The organism is Aquirufa aurantiipilula (genome assembly GCF_019923745.1).
GTDB lineage: Bacteria > Bacteroidota > Bacteroidia > Cytophagales > Spirosomataceae > Aquirufa > Aquirufa aurantiipilula.
This window is the reverse complement of sequence record NZ_JAANOG010000013.1, coordinates 18,007-38,919: the sequence shown is the minus strand read 5'-3', so window position 1 is coordinate 38,919 and position 20,913 is coordinate 18,007. Positions and strand designations below refer to the sequence as shown.

The window sequence follows — 20,913 nt, the reverse complement described above, 5'->3', positions numbered from 1 at the left end:
CTACATGAAAACACGCTTTCTTTCCCTAGACATTTTTCGGGGTATCACCTTAGCCATGATGATTTTGGTCAATACCTCTGGAAATGGAGAGTTTACCTATGCTCCTTTAAAACATGCTAGTTGGCATGGATTTACTCCAACTGACTTAGTCTTTCCTTCTTTCTTGTTCATGGTGGGGGTAGCCATGCGCTTTGCCTTTAAGTCATTTCAATTTCAATTGACACCTACATTGAGGAATAAGATTTTAAAAAGAACAGTCTTATTATTTCTCATCAATTACCTTATTTTTTACTTTCCATTCCTCGATTTTTCCTTAGAAAATATGCGTTTTCTCAACGTATTGCCTAGGATAGCGCTGTCATACTGTGCCATATCATTTATTGTTTTACTCATTGAGGAAAAATGGCTTACGGGAGTCAATGTGGCCATTTTATTGCTTTATTGGATTTTAATGCTTGTTTTCGGAGATCAAGGTGCTGCTTTTGATTTGGGTACCAATGCTGTTCGTAAGCTTGATTTATTCTTATTTGGTCCTTCACATTTATATCATGGCGACGGTATCGCCTTTGATCCAGAAGGCTTATTAAGTACTTTACCTGCCTTTTCTACCTGTTTGTTTGGTTATCAAGTAAGCCTCTTTTTAGAAAAAAGAAAAGCCGATGGAAAAGAAGTCACATTCCCGCTAGTAAGTGCAGGAGCAGGTCTTATTGTCTTGGCTTTGATTTGGGATTTAGCCTTTCCTATCAACAAAAAACTGTGGTCTAGCTCTTTTGTCCTCCTATGTGCAGGCATTGACTTTATCTTAATTGCCTTGATCTATTGGTGGATTGAAATCAAAGAAAGGAAATTTGCTAATACCTTTTTCTTGGTCTTTGGTACCAATTCTATTTTAGCCTATGGTATTTCAGAGCTCTTGGCCATTCAATTAAACAAATGGCAAATTGCGGAAGGAGATGGTACTACCTCGGCTAGTAATTGGATGTATTGGCACCTATTTGAACCTGTCCTAGGTAAGTACAATGGTTCTTTGGCTTATGCCATCAGTTTTGTAATGCTTTGCTGGATAATTTGTTATGTATTCTACCGCAAAAAATGGTTCTTAAAAGTGTAGAACTAGATTTACCAGTCATAAAAAAAGCTCATTAGTGATTCTAATGAGCTTTTTTATTAACGGGTATATTAATTAGCTATACAACATCGCCGCTCCAAACACCCCTGCACTATCCCCCAATTTGGGTTTAACCACAGGTGTATGCACCTCTCTAGAATTAAAAATATACTTTTTAATGCGCTCGTAGCCCTCTGAATACAATAAATCAACATTACCGACACCACCGCCAATCACAATAACATCTGGATCGAGCACATTGATTAAGGTAGAAATAGCCCTTCCAAAATAATCCACCATTCGCTCGACCGTCGCTTCGGCGTCTGCATCCGAATGGTCCTTGGCAGCCTGCAAAATCTCCTTTAACTTCATTTTTTTACCCGAATGCTTTTCATAATATTTCTCCAAAGCAGGTCCTGAAATGACCGTTTCCACACAACCCGATTTACCACAATAACAAGCATCGCCATCATCTTCCAAAATATTATGTCCCCATTCGCCACCAATGCCATGTAAGCCATTGATTATTTTACCATGAACCACTAAGCCTCCTCCTACTCCCGTTCCCATAATAACCCCAAAAGCGACTTCTGCATTTGGATTAACATCTTGCACGGCACCTAACAAAGTTTCTGCTAAAGCAAAGCAATTGGCATCATTGGCTAGCTTAACTTCACAGCCTAAGGTATTAGCTAAATCTGTGGCTAAAGCTTGTCCATTCAAACATACCGTATTACAATTTTTCATGGTATTGGTCAATGGATTTAACACACCGGGTGTAGCAAATCCTATGGCCTTAGGTTTTTCTCCAATGATACCCGTTACTCGGTCAACCAAAACCTTAATTTGTGCAATGATATGATCATATCCCTTAGCTGATTCAGTATCAATGCGTTCTCTTACAACTACTTGACTTGGATTCTGTTTATCCAAAACCGCACATTCAATCTTTGTCCCCCCCAAATCAATCCCCCATAATAATTCTTTGTTCATCGTTTTTTTAGGTTTAGCGTCTATTATCATTATTTTCAAGCATACTCAAATAACTAAAATACCTCGACTCTGCTATTTCACCCTCTTCTAATGCCTCTCGCACTACACAGCCAGGTTCCGACAAATGCATGCAATTATTAAACTTACATTTGCCTAGAAGTTCACGCATTTCGGGAAAATAATGCGCCAATTCTTCTTTTTCAATTTCTAAAATTCCCAATTCCTTTATTCCTGGGCTATCAATCAAATAGGTATTTTCCCCTAGCTCCCACATGGTGGCATAGGTAGTAGTGTGTACTCCTTTTTGAGCAAAATCAGAAACCTCCTTCGTTTTGATATGTAAATCGGGGGCAACGATGTTCATCAAACTGGATTTCCCTACACCAGAATGACCCGACATCAAGGATACCTTACCTTGAAACATGTCTTTAAACTCATCTATGCCTTGTTCTTTGGGTATGGAAGTAAACAATATTCCATATCCTAAGGATTGATATAAACCAGCCCATTCAAAAACCTGATCTTGCTCCTCTTCATTTAGCAAATCCATTTTATTGAATACAATTTGTACCGGGATGCGAAATGCCTCTGCGGTCACTAAAAATCGATCCAAAAAGCCCAAAGATGTTTTAGGCATTTTATACGTCATGATGAAAATGGCTTGATCAATATTGGCGGCTAACAATTGCCCTTGACCCGTTTTATGGACAGACTTTCGAATCAAATAGTTTTGTCGAGGTAAAATCTCCACTATCAAAACAGTTTGATGTACTTCATCTTCCATTTCGTAAATGACCCAATCCCCCACGGCAATGGGATTAGAGGTCTGAGGACCTTTTAATTTAAATTTCCCTTTCAAACGTCCATTATACACCTTTCCTTCTTCCGAACGAATCTCATACCAGGAGCCCGTGGAGCGAACAATCAATCCTTTTTTCTTTGGCTCAGTCATGTTGATTATTCTTTAAAATGTGCATAATGGCATCGGTTGCCCCTGTATTTTTAGCAATGAAAGCTTCCGATTTAGCCTTTATTAAGGTTCTTTGATTAGGATTATTCCACAAGTCTAACCAATATTTTTCTAATTCGTCTGTCGTGGAAATAGTCCGAGCAATGCCTTCTTCTATTAAGGCACAAGCCTCTCTAAATTTTAGGTAGTTCACATCTCCAAATGCAATCGCAGGACCAAATACCGCTGCTTCCAAAGTATTATGTAATCCATCTCCATAGGCCCCGCCAATAAAAGCAAAATCTGCTCCCTGATAAATAGAAGATAAGCGACCTACTTCATTTACGAATAACACTTGATGTTCGGCCCAGTTTACTTTGGAATTTCCACGAGAATATACAGAGGATAATTGTATTGCGTTTTTCCATTGCTCCAACTCAGCATCCTTAATTTCATGAGGAGCAATGACCCATTTAATCGGCAAAGATTGTTTATTGATCAAAGGTATAATTCGATCCATGTCGGCTTGCCAAACAGATCCCAACACGGCAAAGGCTTGTCCTTGTAGAAAATCCTCCAATATATCCCAAGAGCTTACTTGTTTAGACTGTGCTAAAACCCGATCAAAGCGGGTATCTCCAGCCACATGAACATGTTCAATTCCAATACTATGTAATAAATCTTTGGAAGTTTGATCTTGAACAAACAAATGATTGAATTGCTTCAATAAGTTGCGATAAAATCCCCCATACCAAGCGAAAAAAACCTGTTTGGGCCGAAATATGGCAGAAACTAACAATAAAGGGATTTGCCGCTCGGCTAATCCAGTTAAGTAAAAATGCCAAAATTCATATTTAACAAATATGGCTAATTGGGGTTTAACTAATTCCAAAAAACGCATGCTTGAACTAGCGCCATCGAAAGGTAAATAAGACACAAAATCCACTCCTGCGAAATTCTTTCTAACCTCATAGCCTGATGGGGAAAAGAAAGTGACTAAAATAAAATGATCAGGGAACTGCTTTTTATAGGCCTCCATGATTGGCCTTCCTTGTTCAAATTCACCCAAGGAAGCCGTATGAAACCAGGCCACTGGTTGATGTTGATGAGCAAACGCTTTTTCCAAACCTGCCCAAACTTCCTGTTGCCCTTGATGCCAAAGTTTCGCCTTGGGATGGAACTTTGACAAGCCTCTCAGGGTTTGACGATACAAAAACAAGGCAAAAGAATACAGCCAAACTCTCAAGTTTTTCTTAAATTTGAAGGTGAATCTTTAAAATTACGAAATAAGCAGAAAACCTGCATCATTCTTATGAACTGGAATACACTGAACGACGCTCAACAAATAGCAAACATCTTAGAAGATTCTCAAAAACAACCTGTTGTCATTTTTAAACATAGCACCCGTTGTTCCATCTCTGCAACCTCCTTAAATAGATTGGAAAGAGCTTGGGATCAAGATGAAACCCCAGCATATTTACTAGATTTAATTGCTTTTCGCCCTATTTCTAATCAAATTGCTGAAACATTTCAAGTAGAGCATCAATCTCCACAAATTTTAGTGATAGATGGAGGTCAATGTACTTATCATGCCTCTCATTGGGACATATCCAATGAAGATTTGAAACCATATACTAGCCGTTAATATGAAGCAGGCTTTACCTAAGTATATTTTGGCGCTTTTATTGATGCCTGGATTAGCCTGGGCTCAACGTAGTGGTACTTCCAACACGACGACTAGTCCCAATCAAACCAACAGTAAAGCCAATAGCACTTCGGTTAAATCAGGTAGCAATACAGCTGCAAATAGTACCTTGGCAGAACGAGGAACCTGGGCTATCGGTCTAACGACTACGACCAATTCCGGTATTTTTGGAGGCATCAACTTGAGAAAATCTTGGAATAAAAATACAAGTCGACAACCCATCATAGGCCTAGATATTGTCAATTTAAAAGATTACCGAGAGTTCACCTCCCCTTTTTCCTATAATGGACGAAGTTACATAGAGGGCAAAATAAACAACTTATTGATTGTGCGACCTGAATTTGGGATGCAATGGATGTTGTTTAAAAAATCCAGTGAAGGAGGTGCCGCATTAAAAGGCATATTAGCAACAGGACCTAGCCTAGGATTTAAAATCCCCTACTATGTAGATGTGTCATATTTGGACCCCAATACGGGAAGAACCATTATCAAGTCAATTCCTTATACCGAATCCATGACCAATACCACGGGCCGTTCAGTGATTATCGGTGAAGGTGGTTATTTTGCTGGCAGTGGTGATTCTAAAATGGTCCCGGGTTGGCATTTGAAATCCGGTTTTGACATTGAATTAAATACGATTAAGCACAATTATTTAAGTTTGGAAGTAGGCTTTATTGTGGATGTTTTCCAAAATCCTGTTGAAATCCTTAACCAAACGGCTCCTAGATCAGTTTACACAACTGGTTACTTAACTTTTTTCTTCGGAAGAACATATTGATATAAGATGATTGAATTACCCCAGATAAATCCCGCAGCAAACACACGTAAACCCGATTGGCTTCGTGTTAAACTTCCCATTGGTGAGAAATACACGAATGTTCGGAAGATTGTGGATGAATATAAATTGCATACCATTTGTCAATCAGGCAATTGCCCAAACATGGGAGAATGCTGGGGTGAAGGAACAGCTACCTTCATGATATTAGGAAATGTTTGCACGCGTTCTTGTACATTCTGTGCTGTTGCAACAGGTAGACCACCTGAGTATGACGAGGATGAACCTAGGCGTGTGGCTGAAGCCATTCGACTTATGCAAGTGAAGCACGCGGTCATTACATCTGTTAATCGAGATGAACTGAAAGACAAAGGAGCTGAAATTTGGTACCAAACGGTTCGTGCAGTGAAAGAAAGCACACCACAAACGACCATTGAAACCTTAATTCCTGATACCAAAGGAAATTGGGATGCCTTGATTCGCATGATAGAAGCGGGACAAGAAGTTGTTTCACACAACATGGAAACCGTGGCAAGCTTATACCGCTATGTACGTCCACAGGCTAAATACGAACGTAGTTTGGAGCAAATCCAACGAACAAAAGACTTTGGTAAAAGAACAAAATCAGGCATCATGTTAGGTTTAGGAGAAAAACAAGATGAAGTATTCAAGGCAATGGATGATTTAGTGGCTCACGGATTGGATGTGTTAACCTTAGGTCAATACCTTCAACCAACTAAAATGCATCATGAAGTGATTGAATGGATTCATCCTGACACTTTTGCCATGTATAAAGAAGAGGGATTAAAAAGAGGCTTAGCTTATGTAGAATCTGGGGCATTGGTTCGTTCCAGTTATCATGCAGAACGCCATATTTAATGCCTCATGACTATAGCTTACCCTTCCAGTAAAACCTATCGATACATTTTCGCTGGAGGGGGTATGTCTGCCCTATCTTTGGTTTATTTCTTAAGTCAAAGTAAAAGGGCCCATGAGCCCATGTTAATCATTGACCCATCGAACAAAACAGTCAATGATAAAATCTGGTGCTATTGGTCAGATAAGCCGGAAGTTTTTGATTCTTTGGCACAAAAAAGCTGGAAAAACTTATGGTTTCATGGACCCACAGGAAAAAGTATTGCAGTAGATATTGCTCCATTTCAATACCATAAAATCCGAAGTATAGATTGGTATACCTACATCAAAAAGGAGCTGAGTCAATTCCCCAATATCGAATTTTTACAAGCCGAAGTCTCCGAAATCAAAATAGAAGAAGAAACTACCCAAGTCAAAACTTCCCTTGGTGATTTTCATGCCACAGATAAAGTATTTGATTCTTATTCGGCATTTCCATGTGAAATCGACAATCCACTTCATCTAAAACAACATTTTTTGGGTTGGGAGATTGAGTGCCATTTCCCAATTTTCAAAGCGGAAGCGGTTCATTTATTTGATTTCAGAGTGGCTCAAGGTAAAGAAAGTGAATTCATGTACATTTTGCCTACCTCCTCCACAAAAGCATTATTTGAATATACCTTTTTCTCAGCTCAAGTGAGAGATGCTTCTTTTTACCGAGATAAGATTAAATCTTACTTACAAGCATTTTATGGCTTGGGTGAAGAAGACTACTTGATTAAAGAAGAAGAAAAAGGGATTATTCCGATGTGTTTAGATCCAAGGGATAGTCAAATGGTCTCTGAAAAAATCCTACGCATTGGCACTTCTGGGGCTTATGTGAAAGCATCTACTGGCTATAGTTTTTTGCGTACTCAGCGCATCAATCAAGCACTAGTTAAAGAGCTAGAAAAGGAGCATTCTCAAGCTTATGTGCTGCCTCAAAATGCATTTAAAACCTGGCTAGACAATGTCTTCATACAAGTACTTTTAGAACAATCCATTGCAGGAAGTGAGGTATTTGAATCATTGTTTCAGAAAAACACTGGAAGCAAAATGCTGCGTTTTTTGGATGAGAAAACCAGCTTCTGGGAAGATCTCAGCTTGATGACCACTGTTCCCTCCCTTCCTTTTATACGAGCTGTATACCACTTGATAAATCGCTCAAAATAAGTATTTAAAAGCTGCATTAGCATTTGTAGCTTCGTAAGATAAATTGTATTTTTGTCAGAATTATCACATCAAACATATAAACTGTTTCGCCAATGGCATATTTATTCACGTCTGAATCGGTATCTGAAGGACATCCAGACAAGGTAGCCGATCAAATCTCAGATGCACTTATTGACCACTTTATGGCTTTTGATCCAACTTCAAAAGTTGCTTGTGAAACACTAGTTACCACAGGTCAAGTGATTTTAGCTGGAGAAGTTAAAACGAATACCTACCTAGATGTACAAGCTATTACACGTGAGGTTATTCGTAAAATTGGTTATACTAAATCAGAATACATGTTTGAAGCCAATTCATGTGGTATTTTATCTGCCATTCATGAACAATCGGCGGATATCAACCAAGGTGTAGAACGTGCTAAGCCAGAAGAGCAAGGTGCAGGAGACCAAGGGATGATGTTTGGTTTTGCCACGAAAGAAACCGATAATTACATGCCTTTGGCATTGGATTTAGCTCATAAAATTCTTCAGGAACTATCTTACATTCGTAATAACGAGTCTGGATTAATTGGTTATTTACGTCCAGATGCTAAATCTCAAGTAACGATTGAATACTCTGATGATCATGTACCTCAACGTATTGATACCATTGTAGTTTCAACCCAGCATGATGATTTTGCTGCTGAACCAGAAATGTTAGCTAAAATCAAGAAAGATATTGTTGAAATCGTTATTCCACGTGTTAAAGCTAATCTAAAACCTGAATTACAGGCATTATTCAATGATGCGATTACCTACCACATCAACCCAACAGGTAAATTTGTGATTGGTGGTCCTCACGGAGATACAGGTCTAACAGGTCGTAAGATTATTGTTGATACATACGGTGGAAAAGGTGCTCACGGTGGTGGTGCATTTTCAGGAAAAGATCCTTCCAAAGTTGACCGTTCTGCTGCTTATGCTACGCGTCATATTGCTAAAAACTTAGTTGCTGCTGGTTTATGTGATCAGGTTTTAGTTCAAGTTTCTTATGCCATTGGTGTGGCTAAACCATGCGGTTTATTCATCGATACCTATGGAACAGCTAAAGTGAACATGACAGATGGCGAAATCGCTAAAAAAGTAGAAGCGATTTTTGATATGCGTCCATATTTCATCGAACAACGTTTGAAATTAAGAAACCCAATGTACTCTGAAACAGCTGCTTATGGACACATGGGACGTAAAAACGAAGTAGTTAACAAGACTTTCGTTGGACCCAATGGACAAAAAATCAGCCAAGAAGTAGAATTATTCACTTGGGAAAAATTAGATTATGTAGATGCGGTAAAAGCTGCTTTTCAAATCTAATAAACCATTTTAGAGCATAAAAAAAGGGGACAAATTGTCCCCTTTTTCATTACCTAATAAAACTACTCTGGTATATCAAGAGCCGTTTTTGCAGCTTTTACTTGCGTTATTTTAGCCTTAAAGCGTTTAATCTGTTCGGCGATGGCATTCAATGCCAAATCTAAGGCTTCTTCAAAGGACCTGGCTTTCTCTTTGACAAACAAAATAGCACCAGGTACAGCAATTTTAATTTCAAGTAACTTTTCTTTGACTTTCCCCTCCCCTTGTTCTAATTTAAGAAATACCTCTCCGCTGGTTATTCGATCATAAAAGGTTTCTAATTTGTTCAACTTAGCTTGGATACTCTCGACTAATTTACGATCCGCTGTAAAGTGGATGGCATGAACTTGCACTTTCATAAGCTTGAAATTTAAAGGTGAAATAATGCTTTGGGAATCCGACAAAGCCTACAACATAAAGAACGTTCTAGATTCATCAGAAATGTAGAATATTTTCAAAACGATGTCAAGCATTTCAAGAATAATTTTACAATTATCTTAAACGGCCAACAATCTATAAAAAAATACTAGACTACACCCATTCCACTCGGATGAGGCGAATGGCTATTTCCTGCTGCCTGAAAAAGTCATGCCAAAAATACTGTATGGCTGATAGATGATCATTGGGCGATTTAACTTCTATAAAAGCATATTCCTCCCCTTTTTGGATGAATAAATCAGGAAAACCTTTGGAATGAGTCGCCAAATGATGCCACATATAGGATACTACTTCCAATAAAGATGATTTAGGAATAACGTGTACCAGACGTTGAAGGAGATCAAAATCTAGATTTTGCCAATCCACCAAGGGGTTCATTTTCCCTTGATTTTTCTCCGCATTTTGCTTCATTAATTCCCACCAACTTCCTTCATCTTCGATGAGATTCAAATATGTCCTAAACTCATCAGCTAAATCTATGGCAAAATTTTCTCGGGCATAATGACTTGGAGCATATTGAAATGGATGATGAAATCCCGACTTATTTTGTTGAAATATCAATTCCCAAAACCAAAGTCCCATCAAATTCTTCCAAACTCGATTTTCCGTAAATGCGGCATAATAGCCTTGATTTCTAAAATAATCCACCACACCTTCCTCTACTTGGTCTTTCCATTCCATCGATATGGCCAATTTTTCCGCCTCTTTCAAACTTGCAGTAACTTGTTTTATCTGCTTTTTAGAGGCTTGTTTCAATAAGAAATCCTCAAAAAAATGCCTTTCCTTGGGATTTGAAATCAATTCCAAACCTGTTCTAGCCCACATCATGGCCTCATCGATTCGCTTTAGCTTAAGCAATAGTCGGACTCGCCGTTCCAAAGAGGCTCCCGCTAAACTTTCTTCATACAAGGATAGTGCCATTTCCAATTCACCTTGGCGTTCCAACCAACGCGCTACATGAAATAAGGTCCTTTCAAAACTACCTATACATAATTCCAATAATTCCGGTACCAAAGGCCACATATTCGCTTGCCAACTCGCCATGACTTCTTCTACGGCATTCTCTTCCTTTGACTTTTCAAAAAACCATTCCCGCCAAATACTGATACGCCATTTCTGAATGGCTTCCTCGCGATTGGAAAAATAAGGCACTAAATCTGCCTCATCAATATCAATAAATTGACGATGACCCAAATCTCGAACTACAAAATCCGTTAAATCATGATTGCGACTACCAAAAAATAAGAATTGAATGAAATGAAAATAGGTTGTCTGTAAAGGTCGAATTAGACTGATATGGAGCTGTTCTAAACGTAAAAGCAGCTCTTCTTCCCTGAGGTTTTCAAGTATATATTGAAGCAAAACTGGTTTTGAAACGGATTTCGGTACTGGACTTTTTTGCCCAGGTATTTGAATCAAATCGAAACAAATAGCTTTATTCAAATTAGCCAAACATGCATAGGCAGACTGTCCCTCGGTTTGACCTATTCTTTCCAACAGATTCAAATGGAATAACTCTCTTTTGGCATCTTCTAAAGATGGAATTTCAGGGTATTGTAGCAAGTCTTCTTGAAACCAAATGGTTCTCCGAGATGCTAAGCGTAAATACAAACATTGTGCAGCAAAGGATGAAGTTTCAAAATCATGAATAAAAGTCCTTTCATTTTCATCCAAAAGTTCGGCATAATGCTTTGTTACATAACGCAATACATATTGGAAATAATCCCAATAATAGGTGGGTGATAAATTAGGAATTGGACTGTTATCCATATACGGAGAAACCTTCAAAGGGTAAAAATTGTACTATTCGACTATTAATTTCGAGATTTTCAACAGAAAATTAGATTTTTTCAACAATTAACAAAACTTGGGTATATTTGCCTGCCTTATCTGAGGCATACGTATCCACTTACAATTTGAAACAAAAATAGTATGCAAACAGTCGCCAATTTCAATTTTTCTGGTAAAAAAGCCTTAGTTCGTGTTGATTTTAATGTTCCTTTGAACGAAAGGTACGAAATCACTGACGATACGCGTATAAAAGCCACGATCCCTACCATTCAGAAAATTCTGAAAGATGGAGGTTCGGTTATTCTGATGTCCCACTTAGGAAGACCAAAAGATGGTCCAACAGAAAAGTATTCTTTGAAACACTTAGTGACTCCCCTTTCCATCGTTTTTGGTATCAAAGTAAAATTTGCACCCGATTGCATTGGTGAAGAAGCGGTAAAATTAGCTAGCGAATTACAAGCAGGTGAAATCTTATTATTAGAAAATCTTCGTTTTTACAAAGAAGAAGAAAAAGGTGATGAGGAATTTGCTAAGAAATTAGCTAGTTTAGGCAATGTATGGGTAAATGATGCTTTTGGTACTGCTCACCGTGCTCATGCCTCAACAGCTGTTATGGGTAAATTTCTACAAGATCGCGTGAGTGGATATGTGATGCAAGCAGAAATTGACAATGCTAAGAAAATCCTAGAATTTGCGGATAGACCATTTACAGCTATCATGGGAGGTTCTAAAATCTCAGATAAGATCTTAATTATTGAACAACTATTAGATAAGGTTGATAATTTAATCATCGGTGGTGGAATGACCTATACCTTCTCCTTGGCAGAAGGCGGAAAAATCGGAAAATCCATCTCAGAGCCTGATAAAGTGGATTTAGCAAAAAGTTTGTTAGAAAAAGCAAAGGCAAAAGGGGTTAATTTATACATGCCTGTGGACAATGTAGTAGCGGATGATTTTAGTAATACTGCGAACAGACAAACAGTCAATAGAGGTGAAATTCCTGATGGCTGGGAAGGTTTAGACATTGGTCCTAAGACCATTGAGCTATTCACGAAAGTTGTTTCTGAATCTAAAACTATTCTTTGGAATGGACCTATGGGAGTATTTGAATTCCCAAATTTCGCTAAAGGAACCAATGCCATCGCTGATGCCGTAGTAAAAGCGACCGAAGAAAATGGGGCATTCTCATTAATCGGAGGTGGAGATTCCGCATCTGCCATTAATAATGCAGGTTATGGAGACCGTGTAAGTTACGTCTCTACTGGTGGTGGTGCCTTATTGGAATACATGGAAGGTAAAGTTTTACCTGGAGTTGCAGCATTAGAAGCATAATACCAATATAATTATTGAAAATAGCGTTAAAGGCGAGGGAAGTATTCCTCGCCTTTTTGTATTTTAGCTAATTGCCAATTTGATCTGCATACATGATTCATTTTTCATCGCCCATACAATTAAAATCAAGCATCTTAAGCCTTGATAGTCGTCAGATATATTTACCCCAACAAACGGCCTTTTTTGCGGTTAGAGGGGTACATCATGATGGACATCAATACATTGAGCCTTTGTACCATTTAGGTATCCGAGAATTCATTGTAGAAAGTGCTGCTTGGTCAGGCTTATTAGCAGAAAAAGCTAAAAAATGGACTCAGGCAGATTTTTGGGTGGTAGATAGCAGTATCAATTGCCTGCAAGAAATAGCGAGCATTCATCGTAAAAGCTTCTCGATTCCTGTCATTGGGATTACTGGTTCTAATGGAAAAACCACTTGTAAAGAATGGTTAGCAACCTTATTACAAAGTAAATTTTCAATCGTCAAAAGCCCCAAAAGCTTTAATTCACAAATCGGCGTCCCCTTATCTGTATGGGGTTTAAAAGCCCAACACCAAATTGCCATTTTTGAAGCTGGAATATCACGTGTAGGTGAAATGCAACGAATTGAAAAAATCATTCAACCAACCTGGGGGATTTTCACGCATTTTGGCGAAGCACATGGTCAGAATTTTGAGTCAGACCAACAAAAACTACAGGAGAAACTACAGCTATTTACACATGTTGAAAAATTAGTATATCGTCGGAAAAATACGGATCAGGATACCATCAATGCTGAGATGCAATCCATTAATCCAGCAGCAGAACTCATTGCTTGGAGTACAGAAGATGTAGCTAATTGCCTTTATGTATATTGGAAAATAAGTCCTAAAGAAACGCATATTCGTATCAAAAAACCCGCTCAAAGTGAAGCATTTCTAGATGTAAAAACGGAACTAACCGATGAGGCCTATTTAGAAAATCTTTGCCATTGCCTCATTATGGCCCATGTAGCTGGTTTAAGCGTAGAAGAAATACAAACCAGAACCAAATGGATAAGACCGATTTCCATGCGTTTGGAGATTAAGGAGGGACTAAGAAATAACCAAATCATAGACGATTCCTACAATAATGATTTAGATGGATTGCAATTAGCATTACCCCTACTTAAAAAATACGAGCATAAAAAACGCGTATTAATCATCAGCGATTTCATTGAGGCAGGCATAGCCGCACCAGAATTATATCCTAAAATTGCCGCCTTACTTCAATCACAAAAAATAGATCAACTGATTGGTGTCGGAGATCAATTGATCAAATACCAAGATTCTTTCAAAGAAATAGAAGTCTTTTACAATACAGAAGATCTCATCAATAGTGGAATTTTAAATCAAATTAGTGATGCAATTATCTTATTAAAAGGAGCACGTAAGTTCAATTTTGAACAAATCACCCAAATATTAGAAACAAAGACACACTGCACCAAACTAGAGGTCAATTTAGACGCCTTACAGAACAATTTAACTTATTTTAAAGAAACTATAGGTCCCGAAACCAAACTCATGGTTATGGTCAAAGCATTTGCTTACGGAGCAGGTGCTGTAGAAATTGCTCAGGTACTACAGCAACAGGGCATTGATTACCTGACAGTAGCCTATACCGATGAAGGTGTTCAATTACGTAAGAACGGAATTTATTGTCCCATCATGGTCATGAATCCACAGATTGGAGAATTAGATACCTTAAGCAATTTTGCTTTAGAACCCGAAGTATATTCCATGTCCATGCTAGAAGCTATCGATGAATATAGCCATGCACACAATAAAAGCATCAAAATTCATATCAAGTTAGATACTGGTATGAAACGACTAGGTTTTAGCTTAGAACAATGCAAAGAATTAACCGAGAAAATAGCTAGTATGCCACAAGTATGGGTGGCTAGCATATTGAGCCATTTGGTGGCATCCGAATCACCCAAACATCAAAAATTCACTGAAAAACAGATGAATTTATTTGAAAAAATGACACAAAAAATCATCCGTACCTTAGGATATACACCTTTGAGACATATTGCCAACTCAGCTGCCATCAAAAACTACCCCAATGCTCGCTATGAAATGGTACGATTAGGTATCAGTTTATATGGTATTTCAGAGAATAAAACTGAAATGAAATCACTAGAAAATGTATTAACCTTAAAAACCTACATTTCACAAATCAAAGACATCAAGAAAAATGAAACCATTGGCTATGGTAGAAAAGGAAAATTAAAGTCGAGCGGACGCATAGCTACCCTTGCATTAGGCTACGCTGATGGCTATTCAAGAAGCTTAGGAATGGGCAAAGGTATGTTCGAAATTAATGGCTATTTATGCCCTACAGTAGGAGCCATTTGTATGGATATGTGCATGGTAGATATCACACATTTACCAGTAGTTAAGGAAGGTGATGAAGCTATTGCCTTTGGCGGAAAAATACAATTAACAGATTTGGCTCATCAAGCAAAAACTATCCCATATGAACTCATGACTAACATCAGTGAGCGGGTAAAAAGAGTCTATGTGAAAAATTAAAAAGCAATCATTTTATATATAAAATAAGATTACATTTTAGAACCCATTAACATTACCTCAGAAGAAATTCTGGGGTAATTTTTTTTTGTCCAATCAGTTGATTTCTGGACTTTAGATTACTCATATAAAAATCAAATCTGTCACATAATATAGGTAATCAGCAAAAAGGTGAAAGAACAGCCACAAAAGAACGGATCAATAATATTTAGCCAAAATACTAATAATAATTATTCATGCAACTAATTAATTAGCTTTATGGCAAATTATAATTAGCTATATAGGTAATTATTTGTTTATCAAGCTAAATAAGCTATTCCAATTCCTCCAAAACATAGATTTTGGATAATACAACGAATTATACTAAATTAGCTAAATAGATAATTTTAATATGCAAGTTGAGTCTATAGCCAAAGCATTAGGTGATGAATCGAGGCGAAAGATAGTGGAGCTTTTGAAAGATGGTGAACTACCTGCTAGTACCATTTTTGAGCAATTTAACTATGCTGCGCCTACGATATCCAGGCACCTATCCGTATTAAAAGAAGCTGGTTTAGTGAGTACCCGAAGGAATGGAGTATTCATTTACTATTCCTTAGAAAAGGAAGCATTACAAGTGCTACAAAACTGGTTAGCTCCTCTCCTAGGCACACCTTTGGAAAAGCCCAAATCCGCTCCAAGAGAACGAAGTCAAAAACCAAAAATTAAAACAGAATCAAATCCCTTTGAAAAATTTCAAAGCGAATTTTAATCTTAGAATAATACTAATTTAATGAAACGATTTGTCATCATCATTCGGGGACCAGTAGCCGGAATTTCGGGTGAAAATTCCATGGCCACAGAAGAAGAATTGGAGCAAATTAGAACCTGGCTAAAGGGTTTAAAATCCAGCTATGAAGACATGTTGTATCAGAAATTTTCAGGTCAGCAATTGCACTTAACTGCCTCAGGAAATCTAGACTCCAAATTGATTAATCAAATTGACGGTGGAGAAATTTCCCAGATTGTTACCCTCATTTTATCCGACTGGGAAGAAGCCCAGAGAATTGCAGCTACCTTTCCTTTTGTTAACCCATTTTACAGCATTGAATTGCGCGAAATGGCATAATAACACAAAAAATGCCCTATACGAATCGTATAGGGCATTTTTCATATAAATCGCTGAGAATCGCGTATTTAGGAGCTATTTACAGATTAATTTCTCCTACCATATTCTCAGGGCGAACCCAAGCATCAAACTCTTCAGCACTTAAATAACCCAAGGAAATCGCTGTTTCCTTCAAGGTAGAGCCATTTTTATGGGCTGTTTGAGCTATTTCAGCTGCTTTGTAATATCCAATCTTCGTATTCAATGCGGTAACTAACATCAAAGAGTTATTTACGTGCTTTTGAATGTTCTCCTTCAAAGGTTCGATACCTACCGCACACTTATCATTGAATGCCACACAAACATCTCCTATCAATCGAGCCGAATGTAAGAAATTATAAATCATCACCGGCTTAAACACGTTCAGTTCAAAATGGCCTGAAGCACCACCTATATTGATAGCGACATCATTACCTAATACTTGTGCTGCAACCATGGTCATGGCTTCACATTGGGTAGGATTTACTTTACCTGGCATGATCGATGAACCTGGTTCATTATCCGGGATATAAATTTCCCCAATTCCTGAACGTGGACCCGAAGATAACATACGCACATCATTACCAATCTTCATTAAACTAACCGCTACTGTTTTTAAAGCTCCGTGAGCTTCGACAATAGCATCGTGTGAAGCCAAGGCTTCAAACTTGTTTTCAGCCGTTCTAAATGGCAATCCTGTCAATGTAGCAATGTGTTTGGCCACATTCTCAGAATAGCCCGCAGGCGTATTAATTCCCGTTCCAACAGCTGTTCCACCCAAAGCTAATTCGCTTAAGTGGTCTAATGTATTATTAATGGCCTTTAAACCATGATTCAATTGAGATACATAACCAGAAAATTCTTGTCCCAAAGTCAATGGAGTAGCGTCCATAAAGTGGGTACGACCAATCTTCACCACATCCTTAAATGCCTTCGCCTTGGCAGCCAAAGTATCACGTAATTTGGTAATGCCAGGTATCGTCGTTTCCATCAAAATTTGATAGGCAGCAATGTGCATAGCCGTAGGGAAAGTATCATTAGACGACTGAGATTTATTCACATCGTCGTTAGGATGCACTACTTTCTTTTCATCCATTAAATTTCCACCTTGCAAAACATGTGCACGGTAAGCGATTACCTCATTGCAATTCATGTTGGACTGGGTACCTGAACCCGTTTGCCATACTACCAAAGGGAATTGATCTGCCCATTGACCCGCTAAAATTTCATCACACACTTTTGAAATAAGCTCTTTTTTGGATTCATCCAATACGCCTGCTTCAAAGTTTGTGATGGCAGCTGCTTTTTTCAAGAAAGCAAAGGCCCGAATAATCTCTTTAGGCATTTTGTTGATGTCCTGAGCAATGGGAAAATTCTCAATGGAACGTTGGGTTTGTGCACCCCAATACACGTGTGCAGGTACTTTCACCTGACCCATCGTATCTTTTTCTATTCTGTACTCCATAAGGTAGCTTTGTGTTAAATTTGTAAGGAAAAAACAAAAATACCACCAAAACAAACAAGTCGCACACCTTTTTAAAATAAATAGCCAACATGATTGTCATTTACGGAATACCTGCCTGCAATACCATGAAAAAAGCCTTTGAATACTTGAAAAATCAAGGCATTACTTACGAATTTCACGATTACAAAAAGAAAGGAATTAGCCCTGATACACTCAGCTTATTCTTGGAAAAATTAGGACCTACCACAGTATTAAACAAAAATGGTAGCACCTATAAGCAATTAGATGATGACACTAAAAAAAGATTAGAAAGTCCAGAGTGCTTATTTGAATTTCTTCAACAAAAAACTTCTGCTATCAAAAGACCCATTTTAGTCGATGGAGATAAAATCATCGCTGGTTTGGATGAGGTAAAACTAGAAGCATGGTTAAAATCTTAAAAAAGCATCCCTAGAGGTGATAAGTTGCCTAAATTTAATTATCCGACTTAGGAGGTATGGAATGTAAGACTGGTAAATGAAGATGGAATCGAAATGCCAAAATTCTAACTGATATCACCACCGAAGCAGCAATAAGCTCTGTCCATGTGGTGGATAATTGTCCATACTGGCATGCGAAATACACCAAGCCTCCAGCAACGCAAGCCAAGGCATATATATCTTTTCGCAATAAAAGAGGGACTTCGTTCAATAAAACATCGCGTAATAAACCTCCTACTGAACCTGTGATGGTTCCCATAACAATACACACCCAAAACGGTAATTGTGCATCCATGGATTTGCTAATACCTACAATGGTAACGAGGCCTAAACCAATAGCATCAAATAGAAACAACATGTTCCACCATTTAACAAGGCGCTCTTTCAACAAAAGCATGGCAATTAATGCTATACCTGTTGTTAAAAAATAGCGTCCATCCAGCATCCAAAAAGGTCGAATTCCCAACAATAAATCACGGACTGTACCGCCTCCTATGGCGGTAACGAGTCCAATGATGTAGGCGCCGAACCAGTCTATTTGTTTCCCAGATGCCAAACGAATCCCACTGATAGCAAATGCGAATGTTCCGATGAAATCAATCAGAATGGTAAAATAATTTTCCAAGGGATGACAATTAATTGATGTGCTAAAGAAGTGTCAAATTACATAGGATTCAGGTAAAATAACGACAACTCAGGCACATAAATTCATACCAAAAGCAGAGATTCTGCCCTGGGCTGAATAAAACAGTCATTCAGTAACTTAATCTGCGGTGGTTGGGTCGATGATGGTAAACACCTCACTTACCAAATTCGCGGGAAATCCGCCTAGTCGGGCATGTTCCAAAATCATTTCAGGATTGGGAGCTTTATACACGCAATAAATTTTATCATTGGTTACATAACTCTGTAGCCATTGGATGGCAGGTCCCATGTTCTTCAATACACTACAAGAAGTTTGGGAAATGGATTTCAATTGATCATCAGACAGACTTCCTGCTCCAGGAATCTCTCTTTCTATTAGGTAAGTTGGCATAGTAATTATTATAGAACATGTCGCCTACTCGAAACGGTTTTCAGCATACCCGGTAATATCTTTTTGACTTTACATACGCTAATACTTAGTTGAAAAAATTAACATATCTATCTCAAAAACAAGACATTACACACAAAAGGTAGGACTCTTTTACTATTTAAACAAGAGCTTATTAACACCGATAAGAAATCATTAATAATTTTATTGAAAAAATAGCCCAAGAGCCCCTAAACTGATGTTTTCACCTCGACCGTTAGATAAATTTCTGAATTCATGAACACAAAAAAGAGCTAAGGAATCCCTAAGCTCTTTTTAACCATTGAGTCAAATATTTTTGAAATAGAATGAATATCAATTATTTATTTAAATAATTGTCTAAATAATTAACTATCCCTTATAAAACACCCATTTACTGATCTCTTTCCAGGTCATTTTCTTACCATACATCAAAATACCCACACGGTAAATACGGGAAGACAACCAGCTGCAAGCCAAGAATCCTCCTACTAGCAATACCATGGATAGGATAATCTCCCAAGCTGGTACTCCATATGGCAAGCGCACCATCATATTAATGGGAGATGTAAAAGGTATGATGGATGCCCAAAATGCAATATTACTATCAGGATCTTGCATGGTAAACTGAGCCAAAATGAATGCCAATATGATGGGTATCATCACCGGAAAAGTAAATTGCTGAGCTTCAGCCGCACTTTCCACTGCCGAACCAATAGCCGCAAAAAGTGAGCTATAAAGCAGATAACCAAACAAAAAGTAAAAGAAGAATGAACCTAAAATTAAAGGAATATTAGTACTTTCTATCACCTTATTTAACTCTTCCATCGGCTGTGCACTGGATTCTGCCTTGGCAACACTTTGCTTCAATTCTTCAGAATTACTCGTATTAGCGATTGTAGCCATCCTTGATGGAGCTTTATACAATTTACTTGTTGCTGTAGATAAACCCACAGTCAATACAATCCAAAGCAAAAACTGGGTCAATCCCACCATACCTACGCCTAAAATCTTCCCTAACATTAACTGATAAGGTTTTATGGAAGAAATAATTACTTCAATTATCCGACTACTCTTTTCTTCAATAACCCCATTCATCACTTGAGAGCCATATAGCAATAAGGTCAAATACAGTAAAAATCCCAAGATTGCAGCCAATATCATGGCCCCTCCTGAACTGGATGTGGTCTCTGCGCCTTGTTTAGAAACAGTAATGGTATCACTGGAAATATCCACTTGGGTTTCCTTGTATTTTACCGTTGAAATCCCCGCATTACGCAATAAAATCTCTCGCACTTTATCCTGTACCATTCGTTCAATATCATTCTTCAAAGACAGGCTCAAGTTCTTCTCTGAATAAATTTTCAAGCCTTGAGGATTCTTTAAAATATCTACTGGAATAGCTGCAAAAGCATCAAAACCTTGTTTATCAAAAGTCTTCTTTATCTGAGAAACATCTCCTTTCAATAATTGAAAAGCGATTTCTTTATCTGCCAAGTCTTTTTGCTCAAAAAGCCCACTTCCATCCCAAATAGCCACTTGTTTCACTTCTTTATCGCGGGTAGCTAACCAGATAGGTACTGCATAAATAGCTGTTAGTAACAATGGTGCAACCAAGGAGGCAATCCAAAAGGATTTCTTACTCACTCGAGTTAAATACTCCCTTTTTATAACTAATAATATCTTGTCCATGTTGATTC

Annotated in this window: 20 protein-coding genes; 11 read left to right on the top strand and 9 right to left on the bottom strand. The window is 38.0% G+C overall.

Going from position 1 to position 20,913, the window contains the following annotated elements; genetic code table 11:
• Positions 1-4 precede the first annotated feature (4 nt).
• Complete coding sequence (locus G9H60_RS12195; protein WP_223144333.1) at positions 5-1,111, top strand: acyltransferase family protein; 1,107 nt, start codon at positions 5-7, stop codon at positions 1,109-1,111.
• Between the two features lie 72 nt (positions 1,112-1,183).
• On the opposite strand, the gene G9H60_RS12190 is transcribed toward G9H60_RS12195, so the two are convergent.
• Genes G9H60_RS12190 through G9H60_RS12180 form a run of 3 tightly spaced genes read right to left on the bottom strand, consistent with a single transcriptional unit; the run spans position 1,184 to position 4,239 of the window.
• Positions 1,184-2,101: an ROK family protein gene (locus G9H60_RS12190; RefSeq protein WP_223144332.1), complete on the bottom strand. Its 918-nt coding sequence runs from the start codon at positions 2,099-2,101 to the stop codon at positions 1,184-1,186.
• 13 nt (positions 2,102-2,114) lie between these two features.
• Positions 2,115-3,053, bottom strand: a complete 939-nt coding sequence (gene rsgA, locus G9H60_RS12185; protein ID WP_223144331.1) for a ribosome small subunit-dependent GTPase A — start codon at positions 3,051-3,053, stop codon at positions 2,115-2,117.
• The gene (locus tag G9H60_RS12180) at positions 3,046-4,239 is read right to left on the bottom strand and encodes a 3-deoxy-D-manno-octulosonic acid transferase (RefSeq protein WP_223144330.1); all 1,194 of its coding nucleotides are present in this window, start codon (positions 4,237-4,239) and stop codon (positions 3,046-3,048) included. The genes rsgA and G9H60_RS12180 overlap by 8 nt, the downstream gene beginning before the upstream one ends.
• A gap of 123 nt (positions 4,240-4,362) precedes the next feature.
• Between G9H60_RS12180 and ytxJ the strand changes: the two genes are divergently transcribed.
• From ytxJ to metK, 5 genes are all read left to right on the top strand, one after another.
• Positions 4,363-4,695 carry a bacillithiol system redox-active protein YtxJ gene (gene ytxJ / locus G9H60_RS12175; RefSeq protein WP_223144329.1) on the top strand — a complete coding sequence of 111 codons (333 nt, stop codon included), beginning with the start codon at positions 4,363-4,365 and terminating at the stop codon, positions 4,693-4,695.
• Position 4,696: 1 nt separating this feature from the next.
• Entirely contained in the window at positions 4,697-5,533 is an 837-nt protein-coding gene (locus G9H60_RS12170) for a hypothetical protein (RefSeq protein WP_223144328.1), read from the top strand.
• A 6-nt stretch (positions 5,534-5,539) separates the two neighbouring features.
• Positions 5,540-6,409 carry a lipoyl synthase gene (gene lipA / locus G9H60_RS12165; RefSeq protein ID WP_223144327.1) on the top strand — a complete coding sequence of 290 codons (870 nt, stop codon included), beginning with the start codon at positions 5,540-5,542 and terminating at the stop codon, positions 6,407-6,409.
• Between the two features lie 6 nt (positions 6,410-6,415).
• Positions 6,416-7,597 carry a lycopene cyclase family protein gene (locus G9H60_RS12160; protein ID WP_223144326.1) on the top strand — a complete coding sequence of 394 codons (1,182 nt, stop codon included), beginning with the start codon at positions 6,416-6,418 and terminating at the stop codon, positions 7,595-7,597.
• A gap of 92 nt (positions 7,598-7,689) precedes the next feature.
• A complete protein-coding gene (metK, locus tag G9H60_RS12155) occupies positions 7,690-8,946 on the top strand; it encodes a methionine adenosyltransferase (RefSeq protein WP_223144325.1) in 1,257 nt (418 codons plus the stop codon).
• Positions 8,947-9,008: 62 nt separating this feature from the next.
• Here metK and G9H60_RS12150 read toward each other — a convergent pair whose 3' ends face one another.
• Positions 9,009-9,344 carry an HPF/RaiA family ribosome-associated protein gene (locus G9H60_RS12150; protein WP_223144324.1) on the bottom strand — a complete coding sequence of 112 codons (336 nt, stop codon included), beginning with the start codon at positions 9,342-9,344 and terminating at the stop codon, positions 9,009-9,011.
• 172 nt (positions 9,345-9,516) lie between these two features.
• Positions 9,517-11,193 (bottom strand): VRR-NUC domain-containing protein, encoded by a 1,677-nt coding sequence (locus G9H60_RS12145; RefSeq protein WP_223144323.1) that lies wholly within the window; start codon positions 11,191-11,193, stop codon positions 9,517-9,519.
• Between the two features lie 162 nt (positions 11,194-11,355).
• Between G9H60_RS12145 and G9H60_RS12140 the strand changes: the two genes are divergently transcribed.
• From G9H60_RS12140 to G9H60_RS12125, 4 genes are all read left to right on the top strand, one after another.
• Positions 11,356-12,546 (top strand): phosphoglycerate kinase, encoded by a 1,191-nt coding sequence (locus tag G9H60_RS12140; RefSeq protein ID WP_223144322.1) that lies wholly within the window; start codon positions 11,356-11,358, stop codon positions 12,544-12,546.
• A gap of 92 nt (positions 12,547-12,638) precedes the next feature.
• Positions 12,639-15,095 carry a bifunctional UDP-N-acetylmuramoyl-tripeptide:D-alanyl-D-alanine ligase/alanine racemase gene (locus G9H60_RS12135; RefSeq protein ID WP_223144321.1) on the top strand — a complete coding sequence of 819 codons (2,457 nt, stop codon included), beginning with the start codon at positions 12,639-12,641 and terminating at the stop codon, positions 15,093-15,095.
• Between the two features lie 388 nt (positions 15,096-15,483).
• Positions 15,484-15,843, top strand: coding sequence for an ArsR/SmtB family transcription factor (locus G9H60_RS12130; protein WP_223144320.1), 360 nt, complete (start codon positions 15,484-15,486; stop codon positions 15,841-15,843).
• Positions 15,844-15,864: 21 nt separating this feature from the next.
• Positions 15,865-16,200 carry a hypothetical protein gene (locus tag G9H60_RS12125; protein WP_223144319.1) on the top strand — a complete coding sequence of 112 codons (336 nt, stop codon included), beginning with the start codon at positions 15,865-15,867 and terminating at the stop codon, positions 16,198-16,200.
• Between the two features lie 79 nt (positions 16,201-16,279).
• On the opposite strand, the gene fumC is transcribed toward G9H60_RS12125, so the two are convergent.
• Positions 16,280-17,683, bottom strand: coding sequence for a class II fumarate hydratase (fumC, locus tag G9H60_RS12120; protein WP_223144318.1), 1,404 nt, complete (start codon positions 17,681-17,683; stop codon positions 16,280-16,282).
• Positions 17,684-17,772: 89 nt separating this feature from the next.
• Between fumC and G9H60_RS12115 the strand changes: the two genes are divergently transcribed.
• A complete protein-coding gene (locus G9H60_RS12115; RefSeq protein WP_223144317.1) occupies positions 17,773-18,123 on the top strand; it encodes a Spx/MgsR family RNA polymerase-binding regulatory protein in 351 nt (116 codons plus the stop codon).
• Positions 18,124-18,157: 34 nt separating this feature from the next.
• Here the strand turns inward: G9H60_RS12115 and G9H60_RS12110 are convergent, their stop codons facing one another.
• The 3 genes from G9H60_RS12110 to G9H60_RS12100 all read right to left on the bottom strand — a co-directional run bounded on the left by G9H60_RS12110 (position 18,158) and on the right by G9H60_RS12100 (position 20,905).
• Positions 18,158-18,787 carry a trimeric intracellular cation channel family protein gene (locus G9H60_RS12110; protein WP_223144316.1) on the bottom strand — a complete coding sequence of 210 codons (630 nt, stop codon included), beginning with the start codon at positions 18,785-18,787 and terminating at the stop codon, positions 18,158-18,160.
• A 138-nt stretch (positions 18,788-18,925) separates the two neighbouring features.
• Positions 18,926-19,198, bottom strand: a complete 273-nt coding sequence (locus G9H60_RS12105; protein WP_223144315.1) for a DUF4242 domain-containing protein — start codon at positions 19,196-19,198, stop codon at positions 18,926-18,928.
• 387 nt (positions 19,199-19,585) lie between these two features.
• A complete protein-coding gene (locus tag G9H60_RS12100) occupies positions 19,586-20,905 on the bottom strand; it encodes an ABC transporter permease (RefSeq protein ID WP_223144314.1) in 1,320 nt (439 codons plus the stop codon).
• Positions 20,906-20,913 lie beyond the last annotated feature (8 nt).

Coding starts and splice junctions, on each gene's coding strand:
- G9H60_RS12195 (WP_223144333.1), top strand. CDS start 5: ATGAAAACACGCTTTCTTTCCCTAGACATTTTTCGGGGTATCACCTTA.
- G9H60_RS12190 (WP_223144332.1), bottom strand. CDS start 2,101: ATGAACAAAGAATTATTATGGGGGATTGATTTGGGGGGGACAAAGATT.
- rsgA (WP_223144331.1), bottom strand. CDS start 3,053: ATGACTGAGCCAAAGAAAAAAGGATTGATTGTTCGCTCCACGGGCTCC.
- ytxJ (WP_223144329.1), top strand. CDS start 4,363: ATGAACTGGAATACACTGAACGACGCTCAACAAATAGCAAACATCTTA.
- G9H60_RS12170 (WP_223144328.1), top strand. CDS start 4,697: ATGAAGCAGGCTTTACCTAAGTATATTTTGGCGCTTTTATTGATGCCT.
- lipA (WP_223144327.1), top strand. CDS start 5,540: ATGATTGAATTACCCCAGATAAATCCCGCAGCAAACACACGTAAACCC.
- G9H60_RS12160 (WP_223144326.1), top strand. CDS start 6,416: ATGACTATAGCTTACCCTTCCAGTAAAACCTATCGATACATTTTCGCT.
- metK (WP_223144325.1), top strand. CDS start 7,690: ATGGCATATTTATTCACGTCTGAATCGGTATCTGAAGGACATCCAGAC.
- G9H60_RS12150 (WP_223144324.1), bottom strand. CDS start 9,344: ATGAAAGTGCAAGTTCATGCCATCCACTTTACAGCGGATCGTAAATTA.
- G9H60_RS12145 (WP_223144323.1), bottom strand. CDS start 11,193: ATGGATAACAGTCCAATTCCTAATTTATCACCCACCTATTATTGGGAT.
- G9H60_RS12140 (WP_223144322.1), top strand. CDS start 11,356: ATGCAAACAGTCGCCAATTTCAATTTTTCTGGTAAAAAAGCCTTAGTT.
- G9H60_RS12135 (WP_223144321.1), top strand. CDS start 12,639: ATGATTCATTTTTCATCGCCCATACAATTAAAATCAAGCATCTTAAGC.
- G9H60_RS12130 (WP_223144320.1), top strand. CDS start 15,484: ATGCAAGTTGAGTCTATAGCCAAAGCATTAGGTGATGAATCGAGGCGA.
- G9H60_RS12125 (WP_223144319.1), top strand. CDS start 15,865: ATGAAACGATTTGTCATCATCATTCGGGGACCAGTAGCCGGAATTTCG.
- fumC (WP_223144318.1), bottom strand. CDS start 17,683: ATGGAGTACAGAATAGAAAAAGATACGATGGGTCAGGTGAAAGTACCT.
- G9H60_RS12115 (WP_223144317.1), top strand. CDS start 17,773: ATGATTGTCATTTACGGAATACCTGCCTGCAATACCATGAAAAAAGCC.
- G9H60_RS12105 (WP_223144315.1), bottom strand. CDS start 19,198: ATGCCAACTTACCTAATAGAAAGAGAGATTCCTGGAGCAGGAAGTCTG.
- G9H60_RS12100 (WP_223144314.1), bottom strand. CDS start 20,905: ATGGACAAGATATTATTAGTTATAAAAAGGGAGTATTTAACTCGAGTG.